Genomic DNA, 2,621 nt, shown 5'->3' with positions numbered 1-2,621 from the left:
TTTTCTTTTTTCTCTTCACATTTAACTGTGTAGGTTACAATAAGGAAAGAGAGCGTTTGAAAGGGAGGAAATCATATATGAAATCAGATATTGAAATTGCCTTAGAGGCTGAAATGAAACCCATAAGGGAAGTTGCAGCTCACCTGAATCTTACAGAAAATGATTGGGAGCCATACGGGCACTACAAGGCAAAGCTTTCGGATCATCTATTGAAAAGGTTATCCGATCGTCCAAGTGGCAAAGTCATATTGACGACTTCGATTAACCCCACTCCTGCAGGCGAAGGAAAATCGACGATCACAGTTGGGTTAGGCCAAGCATTGAACCAATTGGATAAAAAAGCAATCATTGCATTGAGAGAACCTTCATTAGGACCTACGATGGGGATAAAAGGAGGGGCGGCTGGCGGAGGATACTCGCAGGTGGTCCCTATGGAGGAAATTAATTTGCATTTTACGGGTGACATCCATGCCATAACAACGGCTAATAATGCCCTATCTGCCTTTATTGATAATCATATTCACCAAGGAAATGAGTTAAATATCGACCCTCGACGTGTGGAATGGAAGCGCGTACTGGATATCAATGACCGAGCTTTGAGACAAGTTGTTGTCGGTCTAGGGGGTCCAGTAAGAGGGGTTCCACGTGAGGATGGATTTAAAATCACCGTAGCTTCTGAAATTATGGCGATTTTATGCTTGGCTAATGATTTAGAAGATTTGAAGAACCGCTTAGCAAAGATCGTGGTCGGCTACACTTATGATCGGCAACCTGTAAGTGTTGAACAGTTAGGCTATGAAGGAGCACTCACGCTTTTACTAAAAGATGCGATAAAACCGAATTTGGTTCAAACTCTCGAAAATACCCCTGCTATCATTCACGGCGGTCCTTTTGCTAATATCGCACATGGATGCAACAGCGTAGTGGCTACTAAAATAGCATCAAAACTAGGGGAATACGTCGTTACTGAATCGGGTTTTGGTGCGGATCTAGGTGCAGAGAAGTTTCTTGATATCAAAACCCGTGCTGGAGAATTTGAGCCTGACGCCGTTGTCATCGTAGCCACAATCCGAGCATTAAAAATGCATGGTGGTGTAGAAAAAAAAGAGCTTGAAAAGGAAAACCTTGAGGCATTAGCAAAAGGAGTAGAAAACCTGAAGAAGCATATGGAGACAATTGAAGGCTTCAATCTGCCTTTCGTTATCGCTGTTAACCGTTTTCCGGCAGATACAGAAGCTGAGTTGAATTTCTTAATCGATTGGTGTGAAAAACAAGGTGCGCCGGTTTCGTTGGCTGATGTCTTTACGAAAGGTGGAGCAGGCGGTCTGGAACTGGCAGAGGAGGTTGTCCGCTTATGCGAGAAAAAAACCGGTCGTCTTCAATATACTTATGAGTTGAATGATACGCTTGAACAAAAGATCCACAAGATCGCGACGAAGATCTATGGCGCGGATGGAGTGGAGTTTTCATCAAAATCTAGAAAACAGTTGAAACAGATGGACAGCCTCGGTTTTGGAAGCTTACCCGTATGCATGGCTAAAACCCAGTATTCATTATCTGATGACCCGACAAAACTGGGAAGACCTGAAGGGTTCACAATTTCAGTTAAAGAATTGCATCCTTCGGTTGGTGCAGGATTTATAGTTGCTCTAACGGGTGATGTTATGACGATGCCGGGTCTGCCTAAGAAACCGGCTGCTCTCCAAATGGATGTCACAGAGTCGGGAGTCATTAAAGGATTATTTTAAACCGCGTCCCTCTGCATGATCCTGTGCAGAGGGTATCATTTTTGCTAAAATGGCAGTAATACATAAAATGAGGGAGGAAGCGCTTTGGGGATTAACATCGGACTGACTGGATGGGGGGACCATGCCTCATTATATACGGATCATACAAAACCTGCTAACAAGCTTTCAGAATATGCTTCCCACTTTCCTGTTGTTGAGGTTGATACGGCCTTTTATGCGATTCAGTCTCCTGACCACTATCAAAAGTGGATCCAACAAACGCCTGAATCCTTCAAGTTTGTTATTAAAGCATTTAATCAGTTGACTGGCCATGATCGTGAATCAAGGTCTATTCAAGAAGCGAAAGATTTGATGAAACGGTATGAAGAATCTATCCAGCCGGTGGTAGAAGCTGAAAAGTTGGACGCCTTGTTATTTCAATTCCCTCCATGGTTTGATGTTCGAAAACAGCACATTCAAAAGCTCCGCCTTATCCGGGAATGGTTGCGCGATTATCCGCTCGCCCTTGAGTTCAGGAATCGAACCTGGTTTCAGCCTGCCTACAAAAATCAGACGTTATCGTTTATGAAGGAGCATAACTGGATTCACGCCATATGCGATGAACCACAAGCAGGTGAAGGTTCTGTGCCTCGCATATTGGAACCGACCCATCCTGAGAAGACTCTGATACGTTTCCATGGCCGTAATGTCCATGGCTGGAATAAGAATGGGCGTGAAGATTGGCGCAAGGTTCGTTTTTTATACAAATATAACGATGAGGAGCTTAAGGAGTGGGCAGACCGGATAGTTGAACTTAAAGAAAAGACTCCAGACATAACCATGCTTTTTAATAACAATTCCGGCGGCGATGCTGCCGATAATGCTAAACAGATG

2 protein-coding genes are annotated in these 2,621 nt (G+C 43.9%); both read left to right on the top strand.

What is annotated here, in order from left to right; translation table 11 throughout:
- The first annotated feature begins 77 nt into the window (after nt 1-77).
- A complete protein-coding gene (locus LD39_RS16000) occupies nt 78-1,748 on the top strand; it encodes a formate--tetrahydrofolate ligase (RefSeq protein WP_035549610.1) in 1,671 nt (556 codons plus the stop codon).
- An 84-nt stretch (nt 1,749-1,832) separates the two neighbouring features.
- On the top strand, nt 1,833-2,621 hold a 789-nt coding region (locus LD39_RS15995), incomplete at its 3' end, for a DUF72 domain-containing protein (protein ID WP_035549608.1).

Source organism: Halobacillus sp. BBL2006 (assembly GCF_000786645.1).
In the GTDB taxonomy this organism is placed as follows: domain Bacteria; phylum Bacillota; class Bacilli; order Bacillales; family Halobacillaceae; genus Halobacillus.
This window is presented reverse-complemented; position numbering and strand designations above follow the sequence as displayed.

What these genes read in the sequence shown, in the direction of transcription:
- LD39_RS16000 (WP_035549610.1), top strand. Translation starts at nt 78, where the DNA reads ATGAAATCAGATATTGAAATTGCCTTAGAGGCTGAAATGAAACCCATA.